This is a genomic window from Streptomyces sp. BK79 (assembly GCF_044142145.1).
Taxonomy (GTDB): Bacteria; Actinomycetota; Actinomycetes; order Streptomycetales; family Streptomycetaceae; genus Streptomyces.
In genome coordinates this window covers 132,591-159,371 of the sequence record NZ_JBHVOC010000025.1, presented here as the reverse complement: position 1 = coordinate 159,371, position 26,781 = coordinate 132,591, and the positions used below count along the sequence as shown (strand labels likewise).

At 70.6% G+C, this 26,781-nt stretch carries 25 protein-coding genes and 1 riboswitch; of the genes, 12 read left to right on the top strand and 13 right to left on the bottom strand.

What is annotated here, in order from left to right:
- Window positions 1-19 precede the first annotated feature (19 nt).
- Together ACFIF2_RS28855 and ACFIF2_RS28850 are read right to left on the bottom strand one after the other, a co-directional pair.
- The gene (locus tag ACFIF2_RS28855; RefSeq protein WP_395576161.1) at window positions 20-472 is read right to left on the bottom strand and encodes a GNAT family N-acetyltransferase; all 453 of its coding nucleotides are present in this window, start codon (window positions 470-472) and stop codon (window positions 20-22) included.
- A gap of 45 nt (window positions 473-517) precedes the next feature.
- On the bottom strand, window positions 518-982 hold the full coding sequence (locus tag ACFIF2_RS28850) for a MarR family winged helix-turn-helix transcriptional regulator (RefSeq protein ID WP_395576160.1): 465 nt from the start codon (window positions 980-982) through the stop codon (window positions 518-520).
- A gap of 139 nt (window positions 983-1,121) precedes the next feature.
- Between ACFIF2_RS28850 and ACFIF2_RS28845 the strand changes: the two genes are divergently transcribed.
- Both ACFIF2_RS28845 and ACFIF2_RS28840 read left to right on the top strand, forming a co-directional pair.
- A complete protein-coding gene (locus tag ACFIF2_RS28845; RefSeq protein WP_395576159.1) occupies window positions 1,122-2,330 on the top strand; it encodes an MFS transporter in 1,209 nt (402 codons plus the stop codon).
- A 23-nt stretch (window positions 2,331-2,353) separates the two neighbouring features.
- A complete protein-coding gene (locus ACFIF2_RS28840) occupies window positions 2,354-2,776 on the top strand; it encodes a heme-binding protein (RefSeq protein WP_395576158.1) in 423 nt (140 codons plus the stop codon).
- 94 nt (window positions 2,777-2,870) lie between these two features.
- On the opposite strand, the gene ACFIF2_RS28835 is transcribed toward ACFIF2_RS28840, so the two are convergent.
- The 6 genes from ACFIF2_RS28835 to ACFIF2_RS28810 all read right to left on the bottom strand — a co-directional run bounded on the left by ACFIF2_RS28835 (window position 2,871) and on the right by ACFIF2_RS28810 (window position 7,619).
- The gene (locus ACFIF2_RS28835) at window positions 2,871-3,737 is read right to left on the bottom strand and encodes a GNAT family N-acetyltransferase (RefSeq protein ID WP_395576157.1); all 867 of its coding nucleotides are present in this window, start codon (window positions 3,735-3,737) and stop codon (window positions 2,871-2,873) included.
- A gap of 144 nt (window positions 3,738-3,881) precedes the next feature.
- Window positions 3,882-4,364, bottom strand: coding sequence for an NUDIX domain-containing protein (locus ACFIF2_RS28830; RefSeq protein ID WP_395576156.1), 483 nt, complete (start codon window positions 4,362-4,364; stop codon window positions 3,882-3,884).
- A 67-nt stretch (window positions 4,365-4,431) separates the two neighbouring features.
- Window positions 4,432-5,337, bottom strand: a complete 906-nt coding sequence (locus tag ACFIF2_RS28825; RefSeq protein ID WP_395576155.1) for a LysR family transcriptional regulator — start codon at window positions 5,335-5,337, stop codon at window positions 4,432-4,434.
- A gap of 229 nt (window positions 5,338-5,566) precedes the next feature.
- Window positions 5,567-6,745, bottom strand: coding sequence for a cystathionine gamma-lyase (locus ACFIF2_RS28820; protein ID WP_395576154.1), 1,179 nt, complete (start codon window positions 6,743-6,745; stop codon window positions 5,567-5,569).
- The gene (locus tag ACFIF2_RS28815) at window positions 6,742-7,236 is read right to left on the bottom strand and encodes a low molecular weight protein-tyrosine-phosphatase (RefSeq protein WP_395576153.1); all 495 of its coding nucleotides are present in this window, start codon (window positions 7,234-7,236) and stop codon (window positions 6,742-6,744) included. The genes ACFIF2_RS28820 and ACFIF2_RS28815 overlap by 4 nt, the downstream gene beginning before the upstream one ends.
- A 5-nt stretch (window positions 7,237-7,241) precedes the next feature.
- Window positions 7,242-7,619 carry a phage holin family protein gene (locus ACFIF2_RS28810; protein ID WP_395576152.1) on the bottom strand — a complete coding sequence of 126 codons (378 nt, stop codon included), beginning with the start codon at window positions 7,617-7,619 and terminating at the stop codon, window positions 7,242-7,244.
- Window positions 7,620-7,678: 59 nt separating this feature from the next.
- Between ACFIF2_RS28810 and ACFIF2_RS28805 the strand changes: the two genes are divergently transcribed.
- The 4 genes from ACFIF2_RS28805 to ACFIF2_RS28790 all read left to right on the top strand — a co-directional run bounded on the left by ACFIF2_RS28805 (window position 7,679) and on the right by ACFIF2_RS28790 (window position 9,962).
- A complete protein-coding gene (locus tag ACFIF2_RS28805) occupies window positions 7,679-7,996 on the top strand; it encodes a cupin domain-containing protein (protein ID WP_386931749.1) in 318 nt (105 codons plus the stop codon).
- A 173-nt stretch (window positions 7,997-8,169) separates the two neighbouring features.
- On the top strand, window positions 8,170-8,382 hold the full coding sequence (locus ACFIF2_RS28800; RefSeq protein WP_395576151.1) for a DUF5326 family protein: 213 nt from the start codon (window positions 8,170-8,172) through the stop codon (window positions 8,380-8,382).
- Window positions 8,383-8,699: 317 nt separating this feature from the next.
- Window positions 8,700-9,425: an IclR family transcriptional regulator gene (locus ACFIF2_RS28795; protein WP_395576168.1), complete on the top strand. Its 726-nt coding sequence runs from the start codon at window positions 8,700-8,702 to the stop codon at window positions 9,423-9,425.
- A gap of 99 nt (window positions 9,426-9,524) precedes the next feature.
- Window positions 9,525-9,962 (top strand): SsgA family sporulation/cell division regulator, encoded by a 438-nt coding sequence (locus ACFIF2_RS28790; protein ID WP_351387688.1) that lies wholly within the window; start codon window positions 9,525-9,527, stop codon window positions 9,960-9,962.
- A 51-nt stretch (window positions 9,963-10,013) separates the two neighbouring features.
- Here the strand turns inward: ACFIF2_RS28790 and ACFIF2_RS28785 are convergent, their stop codons facing one another.
- A complete protein-coding gene (locus tag ACFIF2_RS28785) occupies window positions 10,014-11,438 on the bottom strand; it encodes a YibE/F family protein (protein WP_395576150.1) in 1,425 nt (474 codons plus the stop codon).
- 71 nt (window positions 11,439-11,509) lie between these two features.
- Window positions 11,510-11,699, top strand: a riboswitch (TPP riboswitch).
- Here ACFIF2_RS28785 and thiC point away from each other — a divergent pair.
- Both thiC and ACFIF2_RS28775 read left to right on the top strand, forming a co-directional pair.
- Window positions 11,692-13,485 (top strand): phosphomethylpyrimidine synthase ThiC, encoded by a 1,794-nt coding sequence (gene thiC, locus ACFIF2_RS28780; protein WP_395576149.1) that lies wholly within the window; start codon window positions 11,692-11,694, stop codon window positions 13,483-13,485. It overlaps the preceding riboswitch by 8 nt.
- 86 nt (window positions 13,486-13,571) lie before the next feature.
- Entirely contained in the window at window positions 13,572-15,032 is a 1,461-nt protein-coding gene (locus ACFIF2_RS28775; protein WP_395576148.1) for a VWA domain-containing protein, read from the top strand.
- Between the two features lie 24 nt (window positions 15,033-15,056).
- On the opposite strand, the gene ACFIF2_RS28770 is transcribed toward ACFIF2_RS28775, so the two are convergent.
- From ACFIF2_RS28770 to ACFIF2_RS28760, 3 genes are all read right to left on the bottom strand, one after another.
- Window positions 15,057-15,926 carry a hypothetical protein gene (locus ACFIF2_RS28770; protein WP_395576147.1) on the bottom strand — a complete coding sequence of 290 codons (870 nt, stop codon included), beginning with the start codon at window positions 15,924-15,926 and terminating at the stop codon, window positions 15,057-15,059.
- A 182-nt stretch (window positions 15,927-16,108) separates the two neighbouring features.
- Complete coding sequence (locus ACFIF2_RS28765; protein ID WP_395576146.1) at window positions 16,109-17,215, bottom strand: metallophosphoesterase; 1,107 nt, start codon at window positions 17,213-17,215, stop codon at window positions 16,109-16,111.
- Between the two features lie 212 nt (window positions 17,216-17,427).
- Window positions 17,428-18,540, bottom strand: coding sequence for a LacI family DNA-binding transcriptional regulator (locus tag ACFIF2_RS28760; protein WP_395576145.1), 1,113 nt, complete (start codon window positions 18,538-18,540; stop codon window positions 17,428-17,430).
- 400 nt (window positions 18,541-18,940) lie between these two features.
- Between ACFIF2_RS28760 and hisC the strand changes: the two genes are divergently transcribed.
- Window positions 18,941-20,020 carry a histidinol-phosphate transaminase gene (gene hisC / locus ACFIF2_RS28755; protein WP_395576144.1) on the top strand — a complete coding sequence of 360 codons (1,080 nt, stop codon included), beginning with the start codon at window positions 18,941-18,943 and terminating at the stop codon, window positions 20,018-20,020.
- 29 nt (window positions 20,021-20,049) lie between these two features.
- Here the strand turns inward: hisC and ACFIF2_RS28750 are convergent, their stop codons facing one another.
- Window positions 20,050-20,424, bottom strand: a complete 375-nt coding sequence (locus ACFIF2_RS28750; protein WP_395576143.1) for a cyclophilin-like fold protein — start codon at window positions 20,422-20,424, stop codon at window positions 20,050-20,052.
- A gap of 211 nt (window positions 20,425-20,635) precedes the next feature.
- Between ACFIF2_RS28750 and ACFIF2_RS28745 the strand changes: the two genes are divergently transcribed.
- The 3 genes from ACFIF2_RS28745 (at window position 20,636) to cydD (ending at window position 26,753) form a co-directional block, all read left to right on the top strand.
- Entirely contained in the window at window positions 20,636-22,141 is a 1,506-nt protein-coding gene (locus ACFIF2_RS28745; protein ID WP_395576142.1) for a cytochrome ubiquinol oxidase subunit I, read from the top strand.
- Window positions 22,142-22,161: 20 nt separating this feature from the next.
- The gene (gene cydB / locus ACFIF2_RS28740) at window positions 22,162-23,166 is read left to right on the top strand and encodes a cytochrome d ubiquinol oxidase subunit II (protein WP_395576141.1); all 1,005 of its coding nucleotides are present in this window, start codon (window positions 22,162-22,164) and stop codon (window positions 23,164-23,166) included.
- An 86-nt stretch (window positions 23,167-23,252) separates the two neighbouring features.
- A complete protein-coding gene (cydD, locus tag ACFIF2_RS28735) occupies window positions 23,253-26,753 on the top strand; it encodes a thiol reductant ABC exporter subunit CydD (protein WP_395576140.1) in 3,501 nt (1,166 codons plus the stop codon).
- Window positions 26,754-26,781 lie beyond the last annotated feature (28 nt).

Below are 26,781 nucleotides of genomic sequence, written 5' to 3'. Positions count from 1 at the left end.
GCGGCGGGGTGGCGTCCGCTCAGAGCTGGAGCTTGAAGCCCGTGTGTGAGGCGGAGAATCCGAGACGCTCGTAGAACCGGTGGGCGTCCGTGCGGCTGGCGTCGGAGGTCAGCTGCACCAGATGGCAGCCCTGTCGACGGGACTCGTCGATGGCCCACCCGATGAGCTGGGTACCGAGGCCGCTGCCCCGTTCCGCGGCGTGGATGCGTACCCCTTCGATGATCGACCGCGTGGCGCCGCGCCGGGAGAGACCGGGCACGATCGTCAGTTGCAGCGTGCCGACGACCTGTTCGTCCCGGACGGCGACGACCAGGTGCTGGTGGGGATCGGCGCTGAGCCGCGCGAACGCGGCCAGGTAAGGGCTCAGGTCGTCCGGTGACTCGCGCTGGGCGCCCAGGGGGTCGTCGGCGAGCATCGCGACCACCGCCGGGATGTCGTCCTCGGTGGTGGGTCGTATTTCAAGATCTCCCATGCCCCGCACCCTACGCAGACAGGGGCGTGTCGGTCGGGGGCCGGGCTAACCGGGCACCGGGGTCTTGAGGGTTTCCACGACCCGCACCAGCGGGGCCAGGTCGGGGTTCCCGGCGGCCTCGTCGAGGGCTTCGCGCAGAGCGGCGTCATTGGTCGGCCGCGCCTCGTCCAGCAGCTCGAGGCCCGCGGCGGTGACGTTGGTGTAGATGCCGCGGCGGTCGGTGGGGCACAGGTAGCGCTCGAGCAGCCCCCGGTCCTCGAGCCGGGTGACCAGGCGGGTGGTGGCGCTCTGGCTGAGGACGACGGCGTCGGCGACCTGCTTCATCTGCAGGTGCCCCCCGTCGCCGTCGTGCTGCCGGCTGAGCACGTCGAGCAGGGAGTACTCGCGCACGCTCAGGTCGTGCCCCGCCTGCAGGGCGCGCTCGATGTGGGCCTCGATCCTCCCGTGCAGCAGGGAGAGGGCGCACCAGCCCTGGGAGAGGGCGGTGAGCGCGGGATCCGTCGCTGTCATGTGGTTCCTCCGTCCCGGAGCGGCTGTGACCAGGGTAGACCAGAGACGCAATTGCCTGCGCTTGCGTATAGCCAGCGTCTGCAACTATTGTCTTGGCTTGTAAAGCGCTCCTGCAATCATTCGGAAGGTGTACTCCTCCATGCCTCTCGCGCTTCTGGCTCTGGCGATCGGGGCCTTCGGTATCGGAACGACCGAGTTCGTGATCATGGGTTTGCTGCCCGAGGTCGCGAGCGACTACGGAGTCTCCATCCCCACCGCAGGCTTCCTGGTGACCGGATACGCGCTCGGCGTGATGTTCGGTGCCCCGCTGATGACCGTGCTCGGCACCAAGGTTCCGCGCAAGCGGATGCTGATGCTGCTGATGGGCCTGTTCATCGCGGGCAACCTGCTCTCCGCCCTGGCCCCCGCCTTCTCCGTCATGCTGACGGGCCGCGTCGTCGCCTCCCTCGCCCACGGTGCCTTCTTCGGCATCGGCTCGGTCGTCGCGGCCGACCTGGTCGCGCCGCACAAGAAGGCCGGGGCGATCGCGATGATGTTCACCGGGCTGACCGTCGCCAACGTCGTCGGTGTCCCGCTCGGCACGCTCGTCGGCCAGTCCGTCGGCTGGCGCGTCACCTTCGCCGCCGTCGCAACGCTCGGCGTCGTCGGCCTGGCCGGTGTGGCCAAGCTGGTCCCGGATGTCCCGAGGGCGGAGGGCGTGCGACTGCGGCACGAGCTGGCCGCCTTCAAGAACGCCCAGGTCCTGCTCGCGATGGCCATGACCGTCCTCGGTTTCGGCGGCGTCTTCGCGGCCATCACCTACATCGCCCCGATGATGACCCACGTGGCCGGCTTCGCCGAGGGCTCGGTCACCTGGCTGCTGGTCCTGTTCGGCATCGGCATGGTGGTCGGCAACCTCGTCGGCGGCAGGTTCGCCGACCGGGCCCTGATGCCCCTGCTGTACACGTCCCTGGGTGCCCTGGCCGTCGTCCTCGCCCTCTTCACGTTCACCGCGCACAACAAGGTCGCGTCGGCCGTGACCGTCGTCCTGATCGGCGCCCTGGGCTTCGCCACCGTCCCGCCGCTGCAGAAGCGCGTCCTGGACCACGCGCACGGCGCCCCCACCCTCGCGTCGGCCGTCAACATCGGCGCCTTCAACCTCGGCAACGCGCTTTCCGCCTGGCTCGGGGGTGTCGTCATCGCCGCCGGCTTCGGCTACACGGCCCCGAACTGGGTGGGTGCCGTTCTCGCCGCCGCTGCGCTGTTCCTCGCTTTCGTGTCGGCCGCGCTCGAACGGCGCGGCGGCACTTCCAGCGCGATCGTCGCGGGCTCCGTGCCCGCCGGTCAGCCGGCCACCGCCCACCACTGAGCACCGACCAAGGAGATCCCCCCATGAGCACCACGACTGCTGTCACCCCGCTGACCATCCAGGACGCCGAAGCCCTGGTCGCCGCCGCCCACCGCGCCGCCGAGGACGCCGGAGTGACCGTCAGCGTCACCGTCCTCGACGCCGGTGGCCACCTGCTCGCCTTCCGCCGCGACGACCGGGCGGTGCTGATCTCCGGTGAGACCAGCACGCGCAAGGCCTACACGGCGCTCCAGCTGAGCACCCCCACCGCGGACCTCGTCGACGCGGTGCAGCCCGGAGGACTGTTCCACACGCTGCCCACAGCGCTGGACCGGCCGCTGCTCTTCATCGCGGGCGGCGTGCCCGTGCGGCGCGACGGCCGGCTGATCGGTGCGGTCGGGGTCGGTGGCGGTGCGCCCGAGCAGGACCACGCCTTCGCCGCGGCCGCCGTGGAGACCGTCGTCTGACGGCCGTCTCCGCACGCGCGAGGCCGGTCCCCGGGATGCCACCGGGGGACCGGCCTCAGGCGTACTTCCGCCGCTCGGCGGCGGGACGGACGGGTCAGCCCGCCGCCACCGTCAGCGGGGCGAACCGCCGCTCCCAGTCCCCGGGCAGTTCCGTGATGCCGTACGTCATGACCGCGTTGAAGGCGACCGGAGCGAGGCCGTGCTCCTTCACCCAGGCCAGCAGTTCTTCGTGGCGCACGTCGATGTCCGTGCGCAGCGGGCGGTCGGTACCGGCCGCGAGGGAGCCGATCAGCGCCTTGGCGGTCTCCGTGTCGCGGGCGATGAGCGGCCCCACGACGTGGGTGTCCATGTTGGGCCAGGCCGCGGCGTACCCGATGAGGCGGCCGCCCTCCTCGGCGACGCGCAACTGGTCGGCGAAGGCGGGCAGCCGCGTGACGACGGGGGTCCGGTCGGCGCCGAACACCTGCTCGTCGAGACGGAGAATCGCGGTCAGGTCGTCGGCCGTGGCCGCGCGGGTGGCGATCACCGGCTCGCTCCCGCCGTGAGTGAACCTCCCGCGGACCATCTCCGCCCGGCCGGTGGCCTTGAAGCCGAGTTCCTCGTACAGCGATCGGCCGTACGGGGTCGAGTGCAGCGTCAGGGGGGTGGTGCCCAGAGCGGAGACGACGTGGCGCATCAGCCGGCGTCCGACGCCCTGGCGGGCATGCCGTTCGGCGACCAGCACCATGCCGATGGCGGCGAGGGAGGGGCGCCCGTGCGGGCCGTACTCGGTGACGGTGCAGGCGGCGACGAGGCCGCCGTCGGGATCGTCGATGCCGTACCCCTGCCCGGCGGTGAGGAGGAACCCCCACTTGTGCTCCTCGCGTGGCCATCCCCGGTCCTCGGAGAGGTCGGCGCAGGCGGTGAGGTCGCGGAGCGTCAGGCGGCGGATCGGCAGAGAGGCGAGGGAAGGTGTCGGCACGCAGGTCAGGCTGTCCGACGGTGGCCGTCCGCGTCCAGTGCTTTCCGGTGGAACACACGTGCTTTTGGCCATGCCGTGGCCGAACGCACCGTCTCCCGTCGCCCGCCGGACCCGTACCGGTCACCAGGCCCGGGACCGCCGGTGTCAGCCGAGGTCGGGAGCGTGCATGGCACGTACTCCCTCGATGTTGCCGTCCAGGTAGTGCCGCAGCGACAGCGGTACGAGGTGGACGGAGGCGATGCCGACCCGGGTGAAGGGGATTCGGACGATCTCGTATTCACCGGCGGGCTCGTCGACCTCGGGACCGTGCCGCAGGGCCGGGTCCATGGACGCCAGGCGGCAGACGAAGAAGTGCTGCACCTTCACGCCGGTCGCGCCACCGTCCTCGCCGATGTGCTCCACCGTGTCCACGAAGCACGGGACCACGTCGGTGATCTTGGCTCCGAGTTCCTCGTACACCTCACGGTGCAGAGCGTCCACGACGGTGGTGTCGTCCGGTTCGACCCCGCCTCCCGGAGTGACCCAGTAGGGATCGACACCGGGCTTGGTGCGCTTGATCAGGATCAAGTGCTCGCCGTCCAGGAGGACGGCGCGGGCGGTGCGCTTGACCACGGGTCGGACGGTCATGGGAGAAATGTGGCCCGGCTGGTTCCACGTGAAACATCACGGGTGCCCCTCGCGTGGGCCCGAAGGTTCAGTTCCAGTCGGCGGCCGCGTGCAGCAGCCACTCGTGGGCGCGGGCGATGTGCGGCATCGCCAGGGTGCCGGTACGGACGACCAGGAAGTACGTCCGCAGCGGCGGCACCGCGGGTTCGTGCAGGGCGACCACATCACCTCGCTCCAGTGCCCCGGCGCACAGATAGCGGGGCAGCACCGCCAGCCCGGCGCCCGCGACCGTGCAGGCGAGCACCGCACGCAGGTCGGGCACGACCACGATGCCCGGGTGGGCCGGGCGGGCGTCGAAGACGGACGCCCAGTAACGGGTCACAAAGGGCAGTGACTCGTGCACCTCGACCACGGGGACGTGTTGCGGAGCGGGCGCGGCGGTGCCGGCCGGCTTCTGGGCGTCCGACCGCTCCGCCCAGCGGGGCGCGGCCACCAGGACGTGTTCCTCGTCGCAGAGCGGGGTCGCCGTGAGCAGCGCGCCGCGCGGCCGGGCCGTTCCGATGGCCAGGTCGTGATGACCGGCGGCCAGTCCCTCGAGGGCTTCCTCGGCGGTGCCGAACGACGCGCGCAGGGCGAGGCCCTGTCCGTCCTCGCCGATCAGCTCGGTGAGCGCCGGCAGCGCCCGCTCGGCGGTGAACTCGGGCGGTCCGGCCAGATGCAGGGTGCGCACGGAGGAGTCGTCGTCCAGCCCGGTCTCCGTGATCTCCACCAGGGCGTCGAGGTGCGGTGCCGCCTTGTGGGCGAGTTCGTCGCCGATGGAGGTGGGGGTCACCCCGCGGGCCTGCCGCAGGAAGAGGGGGCGCCCGAGCTGCCGTTCCAGGGTGCGGATCTGTGAGGTGACGGCCGGCTGGGAGAGGCCGAGCAGGGCGGCGGCACGCGTGAAGGAGCCGGCCCGGTGCACGGTGACGAACGTGCGCAGCAAGGCCAGATCCACGGATGCCCTCCCCCTCTTCTGTTCTCCCGCGACCCTCCGGCCGCGCCCAACTATAAATATGTCGATAGGTCTCTGCCGCTACTGTGATTGGACACTGACACTGAGTCAACTAGCCTAAGTCGCGCGGTTCTTCGCGCGCGAGAACCGAAGGACGGTCCGAGCCACGAGGGGGGAGGCTCGGACCGTCCGTCACATCGGAGGGCAGGGCACGGCGGCCCCGCCACGCACCTCAGTCCGCCGTTTCCTCCAGCGCACGCAGCAGATCGGCCACCAGGTCCTCGGGATCCTCCGCGCCGACCGAGAGCCGGACGAAGCCCTCCGGCACCGCGTCCCCGCCCCAGCGTCCGCGCCGCTCGGCCGTGGAGCGCACCCCGCCGAAACTCGTCGCGCCCTCCACCAGGTGCAGCGCGTCGAGGAAACGGTCGGCACGCGCGCGCGTGGGCAGCGTGAAGGAGACGACGCACCCGTAGCGCAGCATCTGCTGCGAGGCGATCTTGTGAGAGGGGTCGTCGGGCAGCCCCGGGTAGCGCAGGCCGGTGATCTCGGGCCGCGCGCGGAGTGCCTCGGCCACCTTGAGCGCGGTGGCGTTCTGCCGGTCCACGCGCAGCTGGAGGGTGGCGATCGAGCGGTGCGCGAGCCAGGCCTCCATGGGGCCGGGGATCGCGCCGACGATCTTGCGCCATCGCCGTACGGCGGTCATCGCCTCGGCGTCGCGGCCTGCCACGTAGCCCAGGAGGACGTCGCCGTGGCCGGTGAGCTGCTTGGTGCCGCTCGCCACCGAGAAGTCGGCGCCCAGCTCCAGCGGGCGCTGTCCCAGCGGCGTGGCGAGGGTGTTGTCGACGGCGACCAGGGCGCCGCGCGCGTGAGCCGCCTCGACGAGCCGTCGGACGTCGCACACGTCGAGCCCCGGGTTGGACGGCGTCTCGATCCACAGGAGCCTGGCCCCGTCCAGGACGTCGAGCTGGGCGTCACCGCCGGTCGGCGCGGTGCGCACCTCGATGCCGTACGCCTCCAGCTGCGCCCGGACCAGCGGCAGCACCTGGTAGCCGTCGTCGGGCAGGACGGCCACGTCGCCGGCGCGCAGCTGGGAGAAGATCACCGAGGAGATCGCGGCCATGCCGGAGGCGAACACGAGCGTCTCGACGTCGTCGCGTCCAGGTGCCTCCAGCTCGCCGATGGCGCGCTCGAGGTGGGTCCAGGTCGGGTTCTCGTCACGGCCGTAGGTGTACGGGCCGGTCGGCTCGCCGGGGAGGTGGAAGTGGGCGGCGAACACGGGCCCGGGCAGGGTCGGCTCGTGCTTGACGGGCTCGGGCAGCCCGGCCCGGACCGCGCGCGTGCCGTCACCGGGGCCGGAGGACGCCCCCCGCGCGTGCGTACCGGCCCCGGCGTTGACAGCGGATTCACTCATGCCGCCCGTCCTTCCACTTGCTCGCGTACCGCGGCGAGCAGTCCGCTGCTCGCCGCCTCCACCATCTCAAGGCATCGCTCGAAACCGTCCACGCCCCCGTAGTAGGGGTCGGGCACGTCGAGGTCGCTGGGGTCCGCGGCGGGGTCGTAGGACCGCAGCAGCCGTACCTTGGCCGCGTCCCGCTCCGTGGGCGCCAGGCGGCGCAGCGCCCGCAGGTGGCCGGCGTCGAGGGCGATGACGAGGTCGAGGCGGGAGAACCAGGACGAATGGAACCGGCGGGCCGTGTGGTCGAGGTCGTAGCCGTTCTCCGCCAGGACGGTCACGGTGCGAGGGTCGGCGCCCTCCCCCTCGTGCCAGCCGTCGGTGCCGGCGCTGTCGGCCTCGACCAGTCCGTCCAGCCCGGCGTCCGCCACGCGCGCGTGGAAGACGGCCTCGGCCATCGGGGAGCGGCAGATGTTGCCCGTGCACACGAAGCAGACGCGGTAGGCCATCGGGATCAGTCCTTGTCGGGCAGGAACGCGTTGAGGGCCCAGGAGACGATCGAGATGATCAGGCCGCCCAGTACGGCGGTCCAGAACCCGTCGACGTGGAAGCTCAGGTCGAGCTTGTCGGCCACCCACGACGTGAGCAGCAGCATCAGCGCGTTGACCACCAGGGTGAACAGGCCCAGGGTGAGGATGAACAGCGGGAAGGTCAGCACCTGCACGATCGGCTTCACCAGCATGTTGACCAGGCCGAACACCAGGGCGACCACGATCAGCGTGAGGGCCTTCTCACCGGTGCTGCCCCCGGTGAGTGTGATCTTGTCGAGCAGCCACACGGCGACCGCGAGGGCGCCCGCGTTGGCGATCGTCTTGACTAGGAAATTCATCATGTGTCTGATCGTGGCAGACGCGATCGGACACGAACGGTGAGGCAGGGGCGGACAAGGCGATGAAGGCATTCCGGCTGGACGAACTGGAGGCGGAACGCGCCGCCAACGACGGTGCCTACCTGCAGTTCCTGCGCGAGCGGAACATGTCGGTGGGCCTGTACGCCCTCGACGCGGGCACGTCCGACCCGCAGAAGCCGCACGCGCAGGACGAGGTGTACTTCGTGGTGAGCGGCAGGGCCGCGATCACCGTGGGCATGGAGACCACACAGGTGGCCCGCGGCAGCGTGGTCTACGTGCCGGCCGGGGTCGCCCACAAGTTCCACCACATCAGCGAGGACCTGAGGGTCCTGGTGGTGTTCTCTCCGCCCGAGAGCTGAGCCGCGACCTCGGGGTTCCCTAAGGGACGGGTCAGGGGGAGACAAGGGGTGTGAGGGCCCTGCGGGGGGCCTCGCCGCCCTAGCATCGAGTGCAGGACGTCAGACTCCCGGAGCAATCCCGGGCGACCGAAGGACCCGGCACTCGGACGGGTGGAGAGGTAAGGACGAGGGCGATGCGAGAGATCTTCACGGGGCTGCCGTGGTGGGTGAAGTGGATCGCGGTGCCGGTCATCGCCCTGGTCGTGTTCGGCGGGCTGATCGCCAGCGTGGTGGGCTTCGTCATCGGGCTGCTCTTCAAGCTGCTGGTCTTCGTCGCGCTCGTCGGCGGACTGATCTACGTCGTACGGAAGTTCACGTCGAGTTCGTCGGCGCGCAGCGACTGGTGAGAGCCGTGGGACACCGGTGGCGGTAACAGGAATCACCGGTTCCCTCGCGCGGGGGAAGTTTGCACGACGGGCGGCCGGCGAGCGGTGACCGGCCGTTAGAGTCCGGAACTCCACGCGGGGGTAACCCCGCGAGTGGCGTACACCCCACCCGTGTTCCCCGCACGGGCTCCCCCCTCGCGCCCCGGGAGTGTCCCTTGGCCACGGCCGACACCGCATTCGTTCCACTGCACGCGCTGCCCGTGCAGCCCCACTCGACGCCGGGGACACCCCCCACCACCGACTCCGCGGATGCCCCCACCGCGACCCTCATCGGCTCAGTGCAGCGGGCGATGCGCCTGCTGGAGTGCGTCGCCGGACACCAGTACGGCGCCCCGGCCAAGCAACTGGCCCGCGAGACGCGGCTGGCACTGCCCACGGCGTACCACCTCCTGCGCACCCTGGTGCACGAGGGCTATCTGCGCCGGGAGAAGGGTCTGTTCTTCCTGGGGGAGGCCGCCGAGCGGCTGAGCGGCAGCGGAGCCGAGCAGAAACGTCGCAGCACGGTGGTCGACACCCTGGCCCGCTGGCGGGACGCGATCGGCGTTCCCGTGTACTACGCCGTGTACCGGGACGGTGAGATCGAGGTCATGTGCGTGTCCGACACCCCGGGCATTCCGGCGGTCGAGGAGTGGGCGGACTTCCGCGAGACCGGACACGCGCACGCGATCGGGCAGTGCCTCCTGTCGCAACTGGACGAGGACGCCCGCCGCGACCACCTGGACCGTTACCCGGTGCAGCCGGTCACGCCGTACACGGTGCGTGACGAGCACACGCTGCTGAAACGGCTGGAACGCATGCGCCGGATGACGCCGGTGATCGAACGCCAGGAGTACGCCCTGGGGACGGTCTGCGCGGCGATCCCGATCACCGTCGGCACCACGGCCGCGACCATGGCCATCTCCCTGCCCCTCCACCAGGCCGACCGGCTGCTGCCCGCGGCGGAGCGGTTGCAGCACGAGGTGGGCCGGCTTCTGGGGTCACTCTCGATCTCTATCAGTATCTGAAAACTCACTCCTTGTGATCTGGTGTGTACGTTGAGCAAGATGCCACCAGTGTTAGAGGTTTGATTCCCGGACAGTCGACGGCGAATGACGGGGTAGGCGATGGGCGAGTCCGTACAGGCAGAGGTCATGATGAGCTTTCTCGTGTCCGAGGAGCTCTCGTTCCGCATTCCGGTGGAACTGCGCTACGAGACCTGTGATCCCTATGCCGTGCGCCTGACCTTCCATCTGCCCGGGGACGCACCGGTCACCTGGGCCTTCGGCCGGGAACTGCTGGTCGACGGCGTGGGACGGCCGTGCGGTGACGGTGACGTGCGCATCGCCCCCGTCGACCCCGAACCGCTGGCCGAGGTGCTGATCCGTCTCCAGGTCGGCATCGACCAGGCACTGTTCCGCTCGTCGGCCGCTCCCCTGGTCGCGTTCCTCGACCGGACCGACAAGCTGGTGCCGCTGGGGCAGGAGGGGGCGCTCGCCGACTTCGACGCCCACCTCGACGAGGCCCTGGACCGCATCCTGGCGGAGGAACAGAGCGCCGGATGAACCGTTACGGCAGCCCTTCGGCGCTGGCGTAACGCTTCGCCCGAAAGCGCGTCAGCGCTTACGGCGCCGGCCGCCTCCGCCGCGCCCGGGGGCCGTGCCGGGGCCCGGCGCCCCTCCGGAGGTCTGGGCCGCCGTCCGGTCGGCGGACCGGTCGGCGGACACCACCAGGGCAGCGAGGGCCGTGGTGACCGGCACGGACGCCACCAGGCCGATCGATCCGACCAGCGTGCGCACGATCTCCTCCGCGACCAGCTCGCTGTTGGCGACCGTCCCCACCCCGCTCTGCGCGATCGAGAACAGCAGCAGCAGGGGCAGCGCGGCGCCCGCGTAGGCGAGGACGAGCGTGTTGACGACCGACGCGATGTGGTCGCGGCCGATGCGGATGCCCGCGCGGTACAGGCCGCGCCAGCCCATGGTCGGATTGGCCTCGTGGAGTTCCCAGACCGCGGAGGTCTGCGTGACCGTCACGTCGTCCAGGACACCCAGCGAACCGATGATGACACCGGCGAGCAGCAGACCGCTCATGTCGATCGTCGGATACAGGCCGTGGATGAGGCCGGTGTTGTCGTCCGTGTTGCCGGTCAGCGCGGCCCAGCCGATGAACAGCGATCCGAGGACGCCGATCAGCAGCAGGGAGATCAGGGTGCCGAGCACCGCGACGGAGGTCCGGGCCGACAGGCCGTGACACAGATACAGCGCGATCAGCATGATGGCGCTCGACCCGACCACGGCGACGGCCAGGGGATTCGATCCCTGCAGGATCGCGGGCAGGATGAAGAAGTTCAGCAGCAGGAAGCTGAGGGCCAGCGAGACCAGGGCCATCAGGCCCCGCAGTCGTCCGACGACCACGACGGCGATCGCGAAGATGCCGGCGAGCAGGGCCAGCGGCAGCCCGCGGTTGATGTCGGTCACCGAGTACTGCAGGTCCTTCGGCGCGGAGGGCTCGTAGGCGACCACCACCTTCTGGCCCTCGTGCAACTGCCGTGACTGGTCCGGCTGCACGACCTCGGTGAACGTACGGCCCTTGTCCTTGCCGCTGTCGACGCGGATCGTCGCCCGCTTGCAGTCGCCGTTCGCCTGCTGCACCGCGGAGGAGCCCTCCGCGGTGGAGGTGTCACCGGTCGGCGGGACGCCCGAGGCGTTGACGGACTGACAGCTCAGCTCGACCACCTTCGTGACGGTGCCGTCCTGCGTCTGCCGGTCGAAGCCGACCCCGGTGCGTTCGTGCGCCGGAGCACCACCGGGCCACAGCACCCCGAGCCCGACCAGGACGGCCGCCGCGAACGGGATGAGGACCGCCGCGATGACCTTCCGCAGATGCCGGGAGACCGGCGTGGCCGGCCCGTGACTGTGGACGTGCGCGTGCCCATGGGCGGTGGGGGAGGCGGGCCCGGCCTCGCGGCCGGCGCCGCCGTCGGAGCCCTGCCCGCGGCCGGGCTCGTGCGGTGGGAAGGGGGGATGCTGCGGTGTGGTCACCGCCCGATCATCGCAAGAACCAGGGGGGCCCTCTGTTCACCGCGCCCGAATTGGCGCTAGCGTGGAGGCACCTTTGTACACGCGGGAGCTCGGAGCACCGGGCTGAGAGGGCGCTGACCTCCGTCCCAGCGATGTTTCACGGGAAACGTCACCGAAGTCGAGTGACCTATCCCACGAAGCGTCGGCAGACGGAAGCCGCTGCGTCGACCGCCGAACCTGTTACCGGGTAATGCCGGCGTAGGGAGTAGGTCTCATGACCATCGAGGACGCACGCACGCCTGCCTCCGCGCAGAACTCCGCTCACAAGGAGCGCACGGAGGACGGGAAGTCCATCGGCTGGCACAAGGCGTACGTCGAGGGCTCGCGCCCCGACCTGCGGGTGCCGGTCCGTCAGGTGCATCTCACCAACGGGCAGTCGGTCACGCTGTACGACACGTCGGGCCCGTACACCGATCCGCTGGTCGACACCGACGTCCGCAGGGGGCTGCCGCCGCTGCGTGAGAACTGGATCATCGCCAGGGGCGACACCGAGGAGTACGCGGGCCGCCCCGTCCGCCCCGAGGACGACGGCATCAAGCACACCTCCCCCCGCGGAGGTCTGCGCAACCTGGACGCGGTCTTCCCCGGCCGCCCGCGTCAGCCGCGCCGGGGGCGGGACGGCACGCCCGTCACCCAGCTCGCCTACGCCCGTCGGGGCGAGGTCACGCCGGAGATGGAGTACGTGGCCCTCCGGGAGAACGTCTCGCCGGAAGTGGTCCGCGAGGAGATCGCGGCGGGCCGCGCCGTACTGCCCGCCAACGTCAACCACCCGGAGATCGAGCCGATGATCATCGGCAAGCGGTTCCTGGTGAAGGTCAACGCCAACATCGGCAACTCGGCGGTGACGTCCTCCATCGAGGAGGAGGTCGAGAAGATGACCTGGGCGACCCGGTGGGGCGCCGACACGGTCATGGACCTTTCCACCGGCCGCAACATCCACACCACGCGCGAGTGGGTGCTGCGCAACTCCCCCGTGCCCATCGGGACGGTGCCGCTCTACCAGGCACTGGAGAAGGTCGACGGCCGGGCCGAGGAGCTGACCTGGGAGATCTACAAGGACACGGTCATCGAGCAGGCCGAGCAGGGCGTGGACTACATGACGGTCCACGCGGGTGTGCGGCTGGCGTACGTGCCGCTGACCGCGAACCGCAAGACCGGCATCGTCTCGCGGGGCGGCTCGATCATGGCGGCATGGTGCCTGGCGCACCACCGGGAGTCGTTCCTGTACGAGAACTTCGAGGAACTCTGCGAGATCCTCGCGGCCTACGACGTCACGTACTCCCTCGGCGACGGCCTGCGGCCGGGCTCGATCGCGGACGCCAACGACGAGGCGCAGTTCGCGGAGCTGCGCACCCTCGGGGAGCTCAACTCGATCGCCAAGCGCTTCCACGTGCAGACCATGATCGAGGGCCCGGGCCACGTCCCGATGCACAAGATCAAGGAGAACATCGATCTTCAGCAGGAGATCTGCGAGGAAGCTCCGTTCTATACGCTCGGCCCGCTGACGACGGACGTCGCGCCGGCGTACGACCACATCACCTCCGGCATCGGTGCCGCGATGATCGCCTGGTGGGGCACGGCCATGCTCTGCTACGTCACGCCCAAGGAGCACCTGGGCCTGCCCAACCGTGACGACGTCAAGACCGGCGTCATCACCTACAAGATCGCCGCCCATGCCGCCGACCTCGCCAAGGGGCACCCAGGTGCGCAGGAGTGGGACGACGCGCTGTCCGACGCCCGGTTCGAGTTCCGGTGGGAGGACCAGTTCAACCTGGCCCTCGACCCGGACACGGCACGGGAGTTCCACGACGAGACCCTGCCGGCCGAGCCCGCCAAGACGGCCCACTTCTGCTCGATGTGCGGGCCGAAGTTCTGCTCGATGAAGATCTCGCAGGACATCCGGCGGGAGCACGGAGGGAGCAAGGCCGAGATCGAGGAGGGAATGGCCCAGAAGTCGCAGGAGTTCGCCGCCGCGGGCAATCGCGTGTACCTGCCGATCGCGGACTGAACGAGGCCCGGGCGGCGGTGGGGAGGGGACAGGCCGCACAGCCCGCCCTCTCCCCATCGAAGGCCGGGTCTGGGCAGACTGGGCGCATGACAGCCACTTCCCTGAGCAAGGGCGCCAACCTCGCCGTCGACTCCCCCGCGGTGCGCGTCGAACTCGTCTGGTCCGCCGGACCGGCCGTGCCCGAGGTCGACGTCTCCGCGCTGCTGCTCACCGCGGAGGGCCGGGTGCGGGACGACGGTGACTTCGTCTTCTACAACCAGCCCCGGCACGCGTCCGACGCGGTGCGGCACGTGGGCAAGCAGGGCGGGTCCGGTGCGGGGGCGGGCGTCATGACCGACGCCGTCGAGGTGGACCTGCGCTCGGTGGAACCGGTCGTCGACCGCATCGTCCTGGGTGCCTCGGCGGACGGTGGGACCTTCGGCCAGGTTCCCGGGCTGTCGCTGCGGTTGCTGGAGGCCGGGACCCGGACCGAGCTGGCCCGGTTCGACATGACGGCCGGGCCGGAGACCGCGCTGCTCGGCGGCGAGCTGTACCGGCGGCAGGGGAAGTGGAAGTTCCGGGCGGTCGGACAGGGGTACGCCTCCGGTCTCGCCGGGCTGGCCACCGACTTCGGGATCACCGTGGACGAGGCTCCGGCCGCGCCAACGGCCCCGTCGACGGTGGCGGCACCTCAGGCTCCTCCGACACCCGCGCCCTCGGCACCGGCACCGCCACCGGTACCGGCACCGTCCTCGCCCCCGGCACCCTCCCCCGCACCGGCGACGCCGCCCACCACTGCGGGCCCTCGCCTCACCAAGGGGGAGGAGCACCTGCCCGTCGACATGCGCAAACGGCTGTCCCTGCGCAAGGAACAGGTCGCGGTCAGTCTGAAGAAGCACGGGGCGGCCGGTGTCACCGCGCGCGTCGTCCTGGTGCTCGACGCCTCCGGGTCCATGTCCTTCCTCTACTCCAAGGGCGTGGTCACGGACGTCGTGGAACGGATGGCGGCCGTCGCGGCCCAGTTGGACGACGACGGAGAGATGCAGGCCTGGACCTTCGCCTCGAACCCGGCGCGCCTGCCCGACCTCCGCATCGGCGAGCTGCCCGACTGGCTGCGGCTGCACGTACGCGTGGGGGAGATGAGCCTGTTCCGCCGTGGCAGGAAGAAGGGCCTGCACCCCGACCAGGCCGACATGCGGGCGGTCGGCATCGGGAACGAGGAGCAGAAGGTGATCGCCGAGGTGCGTGCCTTCGTCCGGGAGAACCCGGCGGCGGCGCCGACCCTGGTGCTGTTCTTCTCCGACGGCGGTGTCTACCGCAACGCCGAGATCGAGCGGGAGCTGCGGGAGGCGGTGGAGGAACCCGTCTTCTGGCAGTTCGTGGGGCTCGGGCGGTCCGACTACGGCGTGCTGGAACGCTTCGACACCCTGCCGGGCCGGCGCGTCGACAACGTCGGCTTCTTCGCCGTGGACGACATCAGCACCCTCCCGGACGCCCAGCTGTACGACCGGCTGCTGTCCGAGTTCCCGTCCTGGATCACTGCCGCCGGCCGGGCGGGCATCCTCTGATCCGTTGCCCGCCCGGGCCGGTGGTCAGTCGGGCCGGTGTTCCGGACCGCCGAAGTCCGGGCTGCTGTAGTCCGGGCTGGAGTAGCTCGGCCGCGGACCGGTGGTGGAACCCTCACCGGGGCTGGTGAACCCCGGCCGGTCGTAGCCGAGGTGCGGCATGCGACTCGTCGGCGCCGCGGGCCCCGTGCGGCCCAGTGCCGTCGTACCCGGATCCGCGAGCGCGTCCCGCAGGAAGGGCATGATGCCGCGTTCCAGCAGCGCGTCGTGCCAGGCGTCCCTGGCCCGGACCACTTCCTCGTCGAGTTCGCCGTAACGCCCGGCCTCGGCCGAGGGGCGGTTGCGCAGGGCCGTGAGCAGCAGTCCCACCCCGGCGACGAGGATCGCCACCGCGGCGACGGCGCCGAAGACCCATCCGGTGGTGAGCATGGTCTGCGCGAAGGCCGGCTGCGGTTCGAGCATCTTCAGGATGTAGCCGACGAGGAGGAAGATCGCCGCGGCGGTACCGGCCAGGACGGGTGCCAGGACGGCGACCACGGCGACGGCACCCGCGCCGGTCGCCTCGGCGACCTCGCCCACGGTGGCGGCGAGCCGCACCGCGCCCGTGCCCGGCTCGTCGGAGCCGGATTCGCGCGTGGACGGGGTCCGGGCGGCCGGCGCCGGGTGGCGCAGTTCCTCGCGGACCTTCACGTAGTGCTGGTACTCCGTCGTTGCCGCCGCGGTGATGAGGGCGGTGGCGTTGAGCGCCATGGTGCGCAGTTGTTCGGAGTTGAGCCGCTGTCCGACAGCGGCCAGTTCCGGGCGGTGTGGTGCGGAGCGCAGCGCTTCATCGAGGATCCGCGCGTACTCCTGGCGGTCCTCGTTCGACAAGTGCTGCGGAACGCTGTTCATGTGCATCCCCCGATGCTCCGTAGGGCTTGGGGCTCGCATGCCAACGAGCCGTCGGGCAGAAACGGAGGGGAGCCTGCTACGGATAAGCCGATGGTAGAGCGGTGACGGTGGAGGGTGACAGGGGGTTTCCAGAAATTGGGTGCCGACCTGTACGGACGACACCGCCGCGGAAGCGGTCCGGTGAACGCTCAGGCGTCCAGCGGCAGTTGCTGGACCAGCAGCTTTCCGGCCATGGTCACCCCACCGTCCATCGCGATGGCCAGTCCGTCCGCGTAGACGTGCGGTCCCTCGACCGCGGTACGGGTGTCGTCCTCGCCGTCCTCGGAGCCGACCTCGCCCAGCAGGTAGGGGATGGGGCTGTGGCCGTGAACGATCCGGACGCCGCCGTACGTGTCCAGCAGTGAGCGCACGGCGTCGGCGCCACCCTCGTCGCGGAAGGAGAAGCGCTTGGTGAGCTTGCGGAACAGGTCCCAGACCTCTTCCGCGTCATTGCGAGTGAGCGTCTCGCGGACGGTGTCGTTCACCTCCTCGATGGAGCGGCCGTAGTCGAGGTAGGTGGTGGCGTCCGAGTGGACCAGGAGGTGGCCGTCGACCTCTTCCATGGCGTCCAGGCGGGCCATCCACTGCAGGTGGTGGTCCTGCAGCCGGTCCATGTCGGTCTTCTGCCCGCCGTTCAGCAGCCAGGCCGCCTGGAAGGTGGCGGTGCCCGCGCCGGAGTTGACGGGCGTGTCGCCGAACCGCTTGGCGCCGAGCAGCAGCAGTTCGTGGTTGCCCATCAGCGCCTTGCAGTAGCCGCCGGCCGCGGCGGCCTCGGCGGACAGCCGCATCACCAGGTCGATGACGCCGATGCCGTCCGGGCCGCGGTCCGTGAAGTCGCCGAGGAACCACAGGCGCGAGGTGCCCGCGCACCACTGGCCGGACGCGTCGACGAGGCCCTTCTCCTGGAGGGCCGCCACCAGCTGGTCCAGGTATCCGTGCACGTCACCGACGACGAACAGCGGGCCCTGGCCCGTGACGGGCTGCCGCACCGTGAGGGGCTCGGGGTCGACGGGCACCTGGACCGTGTCACCCCGACGGATGACCGGCAGATCCCGCTGGGTGGGTGTGTACCCGTCCGGGTAGCCCTCGTCGTACCCCTCCTCGGAGGGGGGCACGGCATCGCCCGGGTGCGTGCCGGAGGCGGCGTACGGAGCGGTCTCGTGGACATACGCGGGCACCCGGAAGTCGCGCACCGTCGCGGTCCGCTCCACCTCGGGTCCCTGACCGGCCCCCTGAGTCATCGACCCCTCCACCATCGCGCCGCATCTGCACCGCTTCGGACTGCCTGGTCGCAGCGGCCCGCGGTGTGTGGGCCCATCATAGGAATGCGGATCGCGCTGTGTGATGACCCAGGGGTGGTGAATCAGAACAGGACTCCGGTTCACCGCGGCTTTCGCCCCGATTGGGCCCGGCTTCGCCCGTCCGCGACGGTGACGCGACCGCGCTCGCGGGGCGTCGGCGGCCGGCCCTACTCGCGCTCCGGTGACCGCGGCGGGCTGACCGTCGTGCGGGGCGGGCGGCGCTGCGAGGACGTACGCACGATCAGCTCGGTCGGTATCACCTGCTCGACCGGCTGGTCCGCGTCGAGGCCCTCGATGGCGTCGATGAGGACCTGGATCACCGCGGTGCCGATGCGGCGGGGTTTGAGCGAGAGTGTGGTGATGGGCGGCTCGGTGCTGGCGTAGACGGTGGACTCGCTGCAGCAGACCAGCAGCAGGTCCTCCGGGACGCGCAGCCCGTAGCGACGCGCCGCCGCGAGCAGGTCGGTGCCGTTCGGGTCGAACAGCCCGTAAACGGCGTCGGGCCGGTCGGGGCGGGCGAGCAGGCGGTCGGCTGCGACGGCCCCCGCGCACGGGTCGTGCGCCGGGTAGGCCTCGTAGACCGGGTCCTGGCCGACGCGCTCGCACCAGCGCAGGTAGGCGGTGGTCGACAGATGGGTGTACGTGTCGGTCGTGGTCCCGGTGAGCAGGCCGATCCTGCGGGCACCGGCGTCGGCCAGGTGGTCGAGGATGCCGAGTACGGCGGCCTCGTGGTCGTTGTCGACCCAGGCGGTGACGGGCAGCGAGCCGGCCGGGCGGCCGTCGGAGACGACCGGTAATCCCTGGCGCACCAGCTCGCTGACGACCGGGTCGTGGTCCGAGGGGTCGATGACGACCGTGCCGTCGAGCGCGACGTTGGACCACACGTCGTGCCGGGAGGTCGCCGGGAGGATGACGAGGGCGTACCCGCGGGCGAGCGCGGCGGACGTGGCGGCGCGCGCCATCTCGGCGAAGTACGCGAACTCGGTGAAGGTGAAAGGTTCATCCCCGTACGTCGTCACGGTCAGGCCGATGAGTCCCGACTTGCCGGTGCGCAGCGTGCGGGCGGCGGCCGAGGGCCGGTAGCCCAGTCGGTCGGCGACCTCGCGCACGTGGCGGCGCGTGGCATCCGGGAGTCGGCCCTTGCCGTTGAGGGCATCGGAGACGGTAGTGATGGATACTCCGGCGGCGGCGGCCACGTCCCTGATACCCGCCCGGCCCGGCCGACTGCCTCGACGTGAGGTTTCCGCGCGGCTCACCTGGTGCTTCCCTGCTGCTGTCATGGCGAGCCGATAGTAGGGCTCATGGGGTGGGGTAGGGCGGGCGCATATGCACGCGTTGACAGTCACGTTTCTGCATGATCATTAAAGGGTAACGGCTATGGAAAGCAAGCCAGTTGGGCCCGGCGACCCCGATACCTGACGTGTTGGCGAGTGAGGGCCTGCCAAGGGGCAGATGTTGCGAAGAGGTCTCAACTCACCTGCACGGGGGATGCGCGCCACGGCGCGAGCCACCGGCGCGTAGATATATGTGCGGCGCGCCCCCCGAATCGTGCGCCTTCGGGTGCTGATGCCCCTGATGCCTGTGTGACTGAGGAGGTCTGCCTCAGCTATACGCAGCCGCGCGGAATCCTCATAAGGTGAGAAGTATTCGATGCCGGTGGTGGTCATGAGGAGGACTGCGGTGAGCGAGACGAGCCCCAAGCTGCGCGCCGAGCTGGAGGGGATCCCCACCTACAAGCCGGGCAAGCCCGCGGCGGCCGACGGGCCGCTGGCCTACAAGCTGTCCTCCAACGAGAATCCCTATCCGCCGCTGCCGGGTGTGATGGAGACGGTGACGGCCGCGGCATCGTCCTTCAACCGGTACCCGGACATGGCGTGTACGTCGCTGATGAGCGAGCTGGCGGACCGGTTCGGCGTGCCGCTGACCCACCTGGCGACCGGCACCGGGTCGGTCGGCGTGGCCCAGCAGCTGATCCAGGCGACCTCGGGTCCGGGTGACGAGGTGATCTACGCCTGGCGTTCCTTCGAGGCGTACCCGATCATCACGCAGATCAGCGGGGCGACGTCCGTGAAGGTGCCGCTCACGCCGGGTGACGTGCACGACCTGGACGCGATGGCCGCGGCGATCACCGACCGGACCCGGCTGATCTTCGTCTGCAACCCGAACAATCCGACGGGCACGGTCGTGCGCAGGGCCGAGCTGGAGCGGTTCCTCGACCGGGTGCCGAGCGATGTGCTGGTGGTCCTCGACGAGGCCTACCGCGAGTTCATCCGCGACCCCGAGGTACCGGACGGCGTCGAGATCTACCGTGAACGGCCCAATGTCTGCGTGCTTCGCACGTTCTCCAAGGCGTACGGACTCGCCGGCCTGCGGGTCGGGTTCGCGATCGCCCATGAGCCGGTGGCGGCCGCGCTGCGCAAGACCGCGGTGCCTTTCGGGGTGAGTCAGATCGCGCAGGAGGCGGCGATCGCCTCGCTGCGGGCCGAGGACGAGCTGATCGGCAGGGTCGGTTCGCTGGTCTGCGAGCGCACGCGCGTGGTCGACGCGCTGCGCGCGCAGGGCTGGACGGTGCCGGAGACCCAGGCCAACTTCGTGTGGCTGCGGCTGGGGGAGCGCACGGTCGCCTTCGCGGAGGCGTGCGAGCGGGCCGGCGTGGTCATTCGGCCGTTCCCCGGCGAGGGTGTCCGGGTGACGGTCGGGGAGAGCGAGGCGAACGACATCTTCCTGAAGGTGTCGGAGGAGTTCCGCAGGGAGCTCTAGGCGCCGTTCGGCCTTACGGCTCTACGCGCTTATGCCTCTACGCGCTCGACGCGTACCGGGTCGCCGTCGCGCACCGTCGCGAGCAGGCGGGGGTCGCCGTCGAGACGGCCGAGGACGTTGCAGGGACTCGCGAGGCGGCACTCTTCGCCTTGCGAGATCGGCGTGGGGCCGTACGGCAGGGCCAGCGCGTCGCCGTCGGTCCAGAAGGCGACGGTGCCCGGTTCCACGATCTGCCGGGCGTCCGTTTCACGTGAAACCGACACACCCGTGTCGAAGTAGACCTCCTCACCCCATGTGTGGGCGGATGCGGTGAGTGGCAGGGCCTTGAGGAGCGCCTGCGTGGTCGGGGTGTCGTCGAGCGCCGCGGTGAGGTGACCCGCGGGCCATGAGATCCGTATCTGCATGCGGCGGATTCAACAAGATGTTGAAGTCTCTGCCAAGGGGTTGACGTCACAGGGGACCCCCCTTCCGGTGTCGAAAAGCTGTACGTCATAATTGCTTGTGAATGTGAACGCGTTCACAAGCGTGTCCCGGTTGCGCCCGGGTTAGGTGTGACATACACGCACAAACCGCCGCTGACCACGGCGGATGTGGCGAGGTAAGGAGACTGACGACGTGGACATGGCTCTGGCGCCGGAGACGCTGGCGCGATGGCAGTTCGGCATCACGACCGTCTACCACTTCCTGTTCGTCCCGCTGACGATCTCGCTGGCCGCCCTCACGGCCGGACTGCAGACCGCCTGGGTCCGCACGGAGAAGGAGAAGTACCTCAGGGCGACCAAGTTCTGGGGCAAGCTCTTCCTGATCAACATCGCCATGGGTGTCGTCACCGGCATCGTGCAGGAGTTCCAGTTCGGCATGAACTGGTCGGACTACTCGCGCTTCGTCGGTGACGTCTTCGGCGCTCCGCTCGCCTTCGAGGCGCTGATCGCCTTCTTCTTCGAGTCCACCTTCATCGGTCTGTGGATCTTCGGCTGGGACAAGCTGCCCAAGAAGATCCACCTGGCCTGCATATGGATGGTCTCGATCGGCACGCTGCTGTCGGCGTACTTCATCCTCGCGGCCAACTCCTGGATGCAGCACCCCGTCGGCTACCGGATCAACGAGGAGAAGGGGCGGGCCGAGCTCACCGACTTCTGGGCGGTCCTGACCCAGAACACCACGCTCAACCAGGTCTTCCACAGCTTCTCGGCGGCCTTCCTGACGGGTGGCGCCTTCATGGTGGGCATCGCGGCCTTCCACCTGATGCGCAAGAAGCACATCACGGTGATGCGGACCTCGCTCCGGCTGGGACTGGTCACGCTGGCGGTCGGCGGCATGCTCACCGCGGTCAGCGGCGACACCCTCGGCAAGGTCATGTACGAGCAGCAGCCGATGAAGATGGCCGCCGCCGAGGCCCTGTGGGACGGCGAGGAGCCGGCACCGTTCTCCGTCTTCGCCTACGGGGACGTCGACAAGGGCCACAACAAGGTCGCCCTGGAGATTCCCGGGCTGCTGTCCTTCCTCGCCCACAGCGACTTCGAGTCCTACGTGCCCGGCATCAACGACACCAACAAGGAGCTGCAGGAGAAGTTCGGACCCGGTGACTACAAGCCCATCGTTCCCGTCGCCTACTGGGGCTTCCGCTGGATGATCGGCTTCGGCATGGCCTCCTTCTCCCTCGGCCTGCTGGGCCTGTGGCTGACCCGGAAGAAGTTCCTGCTGCCCGCCGCCCTGCGCACCGGGGAGGACGAGGTCCCGCATCTGGTGCTGCTGAAGAAGCCGCTCGGTTCGAGGCTCTCCCGGATGTACTGGCTGCTGGCCGTGTGGACGATGGCGTTCCCGCTGATCGCCAACTCCTGGGGCTGGATCTTCACCGAGATGGGCCGCCAGCCCTGGGTGGTCTACGGCGTGATGCAGACCCGGGACGCCGTCTCCCCCGGCGTCTCCACGGCCGAGGTCATCATCTCGATGTCCGTCTTCACCCTGCTGTACGCCGTCCTGGCCGTCATCGAGGTCAAGCTGCTCGCCAAGTACGTCAAGGCGGGACCGCCCGAGCTCACCGAGGCCGACCTCAACCCGCCCACGAAGATCGGCGGCGACCTCCGTGACGCCGACAAGCCGATGGCCTTCTCCTACTAGGCCGAGGGAGCTGCACCGTCATGGAACTGCACGACGTCTGGTTCGTTCTGATCGCCTTCCTGTGGACCGGCTACTTCTTCCTGGAGGGCTTCGACTTCGGGGTCGGGGTGCTCACCAGGCTGCTCGCCCGCGACCGGGCCGAGAAGCGGGTGCTGATCAACACCATCGGCCCCGTGTGGGACGGCAACGAGGTATGGCTGCTCACGGCCGGCGGTGCGACCTTCGCCGCCTTCCCCGAGTGGTACGCCACGCTCTTCTCGGGCTTCTACCTCCCCCTGCTCGTCATCCTGGTGTGCCTGATCGTCCGGGGGGTCGCCTTCGAGTACCGGGTGAAGCGGCCCGAGGAGCGCTGGCAGCGCAACTGGGAGACCGCGATCTTCTGGACGTCGCTGATCCCGGCGTTCCTGTGGGGCGTGGCTTTCGGCAACATCGTCGGCGGCGTGAAGATCGACCGGGACATGGAGTACGTCGGATCCCTGTGGGACCTGCTGAACCCGTACGCCCTGCTCGGTGGGCTGGTCACGCTGACGCTGTTCACCTTCCACGGGACGGTGTTCACCGCCCTCAAGACCGTCGGTGAGATCAGGGAGAGGGCGCGGAACCTGGCGCTTCGCGTCGGCCTGGTGACGGCCGCCCTGGCCCTGGTCTTCCTGGTCTGGACGCAGGTCGACAACGGCGACGGCAAGAGTCTGGTCGCCCTCGTGGTGGCCGTCGCGGCCCTGGTCATCGCCCTGATGGCCAACCAGGCCGGGCGTGAGGGGTGGTCGTTCGCTCTGTCCGGCGTCACCATCGTGGCCTCCGTGGCCATGCTCTTCCTGACGCTCTTCCCAAACGTCATGCCGTCCACGCTCGACGCGGACTGGAGCCTCACCGTCACCAATGCCTCGTCCAGCCCGTACACCCTGAAGATCATGACCTGGCTGGCCGCGGTCGCCACACCCCTCGTCCTGCTCTACCAGGGCTGGACGTACTGGGTGTTCCGCAAGCGGATCGGTACCCAGCACATCGCCGAACCCGCGCACTGAGTCCGGCACGAGATGTTTCACGTGAAACGTGACACGGTGACACGTTTCACGTGGACATACTCTCCGGACGGGAGGGCCTGTTTCACGTGAAACCCATCGACCCACGTCTTCTGCGGTATGCCCGCGCCACCCGGTTCTTTCTGGCGGCGGTCGTCCTCCTGGGTGCCATCGGCGCCGGCATGCTCGTCGCGCAGGCGATGCTCATAGCCGAGGTCGTGGTGGGCGCCTTCCAGCACGGCATGACGGTCGCCGAACTGCGCACTCCCCTGCTGTTGCTGGTGGCCGTCGCCTGCGGGCGGGCCTTGGTCGGCTGGCTCACCGAGCTGGCCGCCCACCGGGCGAGCGCCGCGGTGAAGTCCGAGCTGCGGGGCCGGCTGCTGGAGCGGGCCACCGCACTCGGTCCGGGTTGGCTGAGCGGTCAGCGGACGGGCTCGCTGGTAGCGCTGGCGACCCGCGGGGTCGACGCCCTCGACGACTACTTCTCGCGCTATCTGCCGCAGCTGGGACTCGCGGTGGTCGCCCCCGTGGCGGTGCTCGTCCGCATCGTCACCGAGGACTGGGTCTCGGCGGCCATCATCGTCGTCACTCTGCCGCTCATCCCGGTCTTCATGGTGCTGATCGGCTGGGCCACGCAGTCCCGGATGGACCGTCAGTGGAAACTGCTGTCCCGGCTGTCCGGGCACTTCCTGGACGTGGTGGCAGGGCTGCCGACGCTCAAGGTCTTCGGGCGGGCCAAGGCCCAGGCCGAGTCGATCAGGCGCATCACCGGTGAGTACCGGCAGGCGACCATGCGGACGCTGCGCATCGCCTTCCTGTCGTCCTTCGCGCTGGAACTGCTCGCCACGCTCTCGGTGGCGCTCGTCGCCGTGACCATCGGCATGCGGCTCGTGCACGGCGACATGGCCCTGTACGACGGCCTGGTCGTGCTGGTGCTCGCCCCCGAGGCGTATCTGCCGCTGCGGCAGGTGGGGGCGCAGTACCACGCGGCGGCCGAAGGGCTCGCCGCAGCCGAGGAGATCTTCGAGGTCCTGGAGAGGCCCGTACCGACCCAGGGGACCGGCCCGGTGCCGACGGACGGCACCCTGGCCTTCGAGGGCGTGACGGTCCGCTACCCCGGACGGACCGCGGACGCCGTGACGGACGTCAGTCTCACCGTCGCCCCCGGGGAGACCGTCGCGCTCGTCGGCCCGAGCGGGGCGGGCAAGTCGACGCTCCTCAACGCCCTCCTCGGGTTCGTGCGCCCGGCCGCGGGACGGGTCCGGATCGGGGATGCCGACCTCGCGGACCTCGACCCGGAGCAATGGCACGCCCGTGTCGCCTGGGTTCCGCAGCACCCGCACCTGTACGCCGGAACCATCGCCGAGAACGTACGGCTGGCCCGGCCCGACGCCGACGACACCGCCGTACGGCGGGCGCTGCGGGACGCGGGCGCGCTCGACTTCGTGGACGCGCTGCCCGAGGGGACCGCGACCGTCCTCGGGGAGGACGGCTCCGGGCTGTCCGCCGGGCAGCGGCAGCGTCTGGCGCTGGCCCGGGCGTTCCTCGCGGACCGGCCGGTCCTGTTGCTCGACGAGCCGACGGCCGCCCTGGACGGAGCCACCGAGGCCGAGGTCGTGGCCGCCGTGGGCAGGCTGGCGCGGGGGCGGACGGTGCTGCTGGTGGTGCACCGCCCGGCGCTGCTGGAGGTGGCCAACCGGGTGGTGCGGCTGGAGGAGCCGGCCGTCGCCACCGCCGGTGACGGCACCCGCCGGGCTTCGGCCGTCCGTGCGCCTGCGGAGCCGGCCGGCACACCCCTTCCGGCCGCCGTCGGCGCCCCCGCGCCCTCGACGGCGGCCCGGGGCGGTGTGCTCGCCAGGGTGCGGGCCATGTCCGGCGCCCGGCGGGGGCGGCTCGGTCTCGCACTGTTCCTCAGCAGCCTGGCGCTGGGCAGCGCCGTCGGCCTGATGGCCACCTCCGGGTACCTGATCTCCCGGGCCTCCGAGCAGCCGCCGGTGCTGTACCTGATGGTCGCCGTGACGGCGACGCGCGCCTTCGGTATCGGCCGGGCCGTGTTCCGCTACGCCGAGCGGCTCGTGTCGCACGATGCCGTGCTGCGGATGCTGGCCGACACCCGGGTCGCCGTGTACCGCCGGCTGGAGCGGCTGGCACCCGCGGGTCTGCGCCGCAGCCGTCGGGGCGACCTGCTGTCCCGGCTCGTCACCGACGTCGACGCCTTGCAGGACTACTGGCTGCGCTGGTTGCTGCCCGCCGGGTCCGCGGTGGTCGTCTCCGCCGCGGCGGTCGGCTTCACGGCCTGGCTGCTGCCCGAGGCCGGTGCCGTGCTCGCGGCCGGTCTGCTGGCCGCCGGAGCGGGAGTGCCGCTGATCACCGGTGCCGTGGCACGACGGGCCGAGGGCAGGCTGGCCCCCGCCCGTGGCGTGCTCGCCACCCGCGTGACCGACCTGCTCACGGGCACCGCCGAGCTGACCGTCGCCGGTGCCCTGCCCGCGCGGGCCGCCGAGGCGCGCCGGGCCGACGGTGCGCTCACCCGGATCGCCTCGCGTGCCGCCACCGCCACCGCGCTGGGCGACGGGCTCACCGCGTTGATCTCCGGTCTGACCGTCGCGGCCGCCGCCCTCGTCGGGGTCCAGGCGTTCGCCGACGGGCGGCTCGCCGGCGTGGCCGTGGCCGTCGTGGTGCTCACCCCGCTGGCCGCCTTCGAAGCCGTGCTCGGTCTGCCGTCGGCCGTGCAGTACCGGCAGCGCGTGCACCGCAGCGCCGAGCGCGTGTACGAGGTCCTCGACGCGCCCGACCCCGTACGGGAGCCCGAGGCGCCCCGGCAGGCGCCCGCGTCGGCGTTCCCGGTGGTCCTGAAGGGCCTGGCCGCACGCCACCCGGGGCAGGACCGGGACGCCCTGGCGGGCTTCGACCTGACGCTGGCGCAGGGCCACCGCGTCGCCGTGGTCGGCCCGTCCGGCTCCGGCAAGACGACGCTGGCCCAGGTGCTGCTGCGGTTCCTCGACGCCGACGCGGGCTCCTACACGCTGGCCGGTGTGGACGCGTACGCCGTGGCCGGTGACGACGTACGGCGGCTCGTGGGGCTGTGCGCTCAGGACGCGCACCTCTTCGACAGTTCGGTGCGCGAGAACCTGCTCCTGGCGAGGAAGGACGCCACGGAGGGCGAGCTGCGCGGCGTCCTGGCGCGGGCCCGGCTGCTGGAGTGGGCCGACGGCCTTCCCGACGGCCTGGACACGCTGGTCGGGGAGCACGGTGCCCGGCTCTCCGGTGGTCAGCGCCAGCGGCTGGCACTCGCCCGTGCGCTGCTCGCCGACTTTCCCGTTCTGGTGCTCGACGAGCCCGCCGAGCACCTCGACCTGCCGACGGCCGACGCGCTCACCGCCGATCTGCTGACCGCCACCGAGGGCCGTACGAGCCTGCTGATCACGCACCGCCTGGCCGGTCTGGAGGCCGTGGACGAGGTGATCGTGCTGGACGCGGGCCGGGTCGCGCAGCGGGGGACGTACGCCGAGCTGGCCGCCGTGCCGGGGCCGCTGCGGGCGATGGCCGAGCGCGAGGCGACCTCGGAACTGCTGGTGGGAGCGGAGTGACCCTCGGGACCGGGCCTCCCGTACGGGA

What these genes read in the sequence shown, in the direction of transcription:
- ACFIF2_RS28750 (WP_395576143.1), bottom strand. Translation starts at nt 20,424, where the DNA reads ATGCAGATACGGATCTCATGGCCCGCGGGTCACCTCACCGCGGCGCTC.
- ACFIF2_RS28760 (WP_395576145.1), bottom strand. Translation starts at nt 18,540, where the DNA reads ATGACAGCAGCAGGGAAGCACCAGGTGAGCCGCGCGGAAACCTCACGT.
- ACFIF2_RS28810 (WP_395576152.1), bottom strand. Translation starts at nt 7,619, where the DNA reads ATGATGAATTTCCTAGTCAAGACGATCGCCAACGCGGGCGCCCTCGCG.
- ACFIF2_RS28765 (WP_395576146.1), bottom strand. Translation starts at nt 17,215, where the DNA reads ATGGTGGAGGGGTCGATGACTCAGGGGGCCGGTCAGGGACCCGAGGTG.
- ACFIF2_RS28845 (WP_395576159.1), top strand. Translation starts at nt 1,122, where the DNA reads ATGCCTCTCGCGCTTCTGGCTCTGGCGATCGGGGCCTTCGGTATCGGA.
- ACFIF2_RS28840 (WP_395576158.1), top strand. Translation starts at nt 2,354, where the DNA reads ATGAGCACCACGACTGCTGTCACCCCGCTGACCATCCAGGACGCCGAA.
- ACFIF2_RS28855 (WP_395576161.1), bottom strand. Translation starts at nt 472, where the DNA reads ATGGGAGATCTTGAAATACGACCCACCACCGAGGACGACATCCCGGCG.
- ACFIF2_RS28775 (WP_395576148.1), top strand. Translation starts at nt 13,572, where the DNA reads ATGACAGCCACTTCCCTGAGCAAGGGCGCCAACCTCGCCGTCGACTCC.
- ACFIF2_RS28850 (WP_395576160.1), bottom strand. Translation starts at nt 982, where the DNA reads ATGACAGCGACGGATCCCGCGCTCACCGCCCTCTCCCAGGGCTGGTGC.
- ACFIF2_RS28820 (WP_395576154.1), bottom strand. Translation starts at nt 6,745, where the DNA reads ATGAGTGAATCCGCTGTCAACGCCGGGGCCGGTACGCACGCGCGGGGG.
- ACFIF2_RS28815 (WP_395576153.1), bottom strand. Translation starts at nt 7,236, where the DNA reads ATGGCCTACCGCGTCTGCTTCGTGTGCACGGGCAACATCTGCCGCTCC.
- ACFIF2_RS28830 (WP_395576156.1), bottom strand. Translation starts at nt 4,364, where the DNA reads ATGACCGTCCGACCCGTGGTCAAGCGCACCGCCCGCGCCGTCCTCCTG.
- ACFIF2_RS28770 (WP_395576147.1), bottom strand. Translation starts at nt 15,926, where the DNA reads ATGCACATGAACAGCGTTCCGCAGCACTTGTCGAACGAGGACCGCCAG.
- cydB (WP_395576141.1), top strand. Translation starts at nt 22,162, where the DNA reads ATGGAACTGCACGACGTCTGGTTCGTTCTGATCGCCTTCCTGTGGACC.
- ACFIF2_RS28790 (WP_351387688.1), top strand. Translation starts at nt 9,525, where the DNA reads ATGGGCGAGTCCGTACAGGCAGAGGTCATGATGAGCTTTCTCGTGTCC.
- thiC (WP_395576149.1), top strand. Translation starts at nt 11,692, where the DNA reads ATGACCATCGAGGACGCACGCACGCCTGCCTCCGCGCAGAACTCCGCT.
- ACFIF2_RS28800 (WP_395576151.1), top strand. Translation starts at nt 8,170, where the DNA reads ATGCGAGAGATCTTCACGGGGCTGCCGTGGTGGGTGAAGTGGATCGCG.
- ACFIF2_RS28805 (WP_386931749.1), top strand. Translation starts at nt 7,679, where the DNA reads ATGAAGGCATTCCGGCTGGACGAACTGGAGGCGGAACGCGCCGCCAAC.